We start from the raw sequence: 1,666 nt of genomic DNA, 5'->3' as shown, positions 1-1,666 counted from the left end.
CCCGGATCCACCGGGCTGATTCCGGGGTGCTGATTTCCTGATCGTTTATCGGTCGTGCCGGATGTCCGGGCAGGGGTGATTGCCGGGTGGCCGTCCGGGCGGGGTCTCCAGGGTTCCTCGGGTCGTGGTGGTCGGGTGGCGCGCTGACCGCTCAGCTGGTGATCGGCCGGTGTCCGGTGCGCGCCCACAGGGTGAGGAAACCGCCTGCCCAGGGCCAGTGTTCGGGCAGGTGAAGCTGCAGGCGTCGAGCGCCGGAGGCGATTCGGGCGGGGATGTTGATCAGAGTTGCGCGCACGGTCGCGCCGGTGGCCTTGGCGTGGAAGCGCCCGGCCAAGGTGGCGGCGGCGCGGGTGAGGTTGTGCGCGATGCCGGCCAGGACGAGCCACGCGGCGTTCGCGTTGAACTTGCCCGAGGGCAGGTGCGCGAGCGGGCCGTGCTCGAGGTCGGCGAAGACCTGCTCGATCACCGCGTGTTGACGGTGGGTCGGTTCAGCCTGGTCGATGACGAGGGGGTTGGTGGTGTGGAAGGCGTGGTGGCGGTAGGCGGCGAACAGTTCGCCCTGGCCGTCGGGCATGGTGGCGGGGTTCAGGCGCCGCACCCGCCGTACGATCAGCCGCCCGCCGGCGTGCAGCGCGGCCTTCTTCGAAGCGAACGCGGTGTACGGTATCTCGGCGATCTCCGCTTCGGAGATCCAGGCTCCTTCGTCTTGGTCCCAGACCGCGTTGCGGTACTTGATCGGTTTCCAGGCGGTATCGGGGATCGCGGCGATCGCCGCACGCACGGGCTTGGTGTTGGCCACGGTGATCGAGTAGCAGGCTCCTGCGGCGCGGATCGCCTTGACGAGCTTGGCGGAGAAGAACGCAGAGTCCGCCCGAACCAGGATCATCGCGGTGACCCCGGCCTCGCGAAGAGCGCGGATCGCCTCGGCGACCAGCGAGTCGGCGCCCTTGCCGGAGCCGGCCGAGCCCTTGCGCAGCCTCGTTGCGATCACGACAGGGCGCGAGGAGGGGGTGGAGGCGGTCACGATCTGGAAGTGCAGGCCGCGGACCTTGGTGTACCCGAACGAAGCACCCTGTTTCGCGGGGCCGTAGACCTGCTTGATCTTCGAGTCCACGTCCAGGTAGACGATCGGCTCACCGGGTGGGATCAGTCCCGCATGGGCGATGAGGTTTGCGGTGAACCGGCGGGCTGCGGCCTGCAGTTGCCGCACGTGCCCGTGGGTGAAGGTGCGCAGGAAGCTGCCGAGCGTGGAGGGCGCGTAGATCCCGCCGAACAGCCGGTGTGTTCCGCCGGTGCGCAGCACGTTCACGTCCTCGATGCTGTCCGCGCCCACGCACATGCCTGCGACCAGGCTCATCGCCTTGCCCGCCGGGTTCGCCCCGGTCGAAACGCCGAGATCGACGTGCCGGCGGATCAGGGACGGCAACGCGCACCGCTCGGCCAGGCGCACCACCGGCACCAGCCCCGCCGATGCGATCAAATTCGGGTCGGAGAACGACGCGGAGAGCCGCGATGCGGCATGAGAGGATTGCACCTACGGGATGCCTTCTCGAACTGAACGGATAAGGGCCTAGAGAACCTCTATTCTTCCAGGTCAGAAGGCATCTCGTGTCACCGGGGTCACCCCAGGGCGGGCATCGAAGCATTACCCATCAGTGGATTCAGG

The 1,666-nt window shown here is 68.1% G+C and carries 1 protein-coding gene; it reads right to left on the bottom strand.

Features of this window, described 5'->3' with window-relative positions:
* Positions 1-151: 151 nt before the first annotated feature.
* Positions 152-1,534 (bottom strand): IS1380 family transposase, encoded by a 1,383-nt coding sequence (locus KDL01_RS40915; RefSeq protein WP_212534108.1) that lies wholly within the window; start codon positions 1,532-1,534, stop codon positions 152-154.
* Positions 1,535-1,666: the final 132 nt, after the last annotated feature.

The sequence above is a fragment of the Actinospica durhamensis genome, assembly GCF_018139695.1.
GTDB classification, from domain to species: domain Bacteria; phylum Actinomycetota; class Actinomycetes; order Streptomycetales; family Catenulisporaceae; genus Actinospica; species Actinospica durhamensis.
Note: the sequence above shows the minus strand (reverse complement) of the source record. Positions and strands in the feature narration are given on the sequence as shown.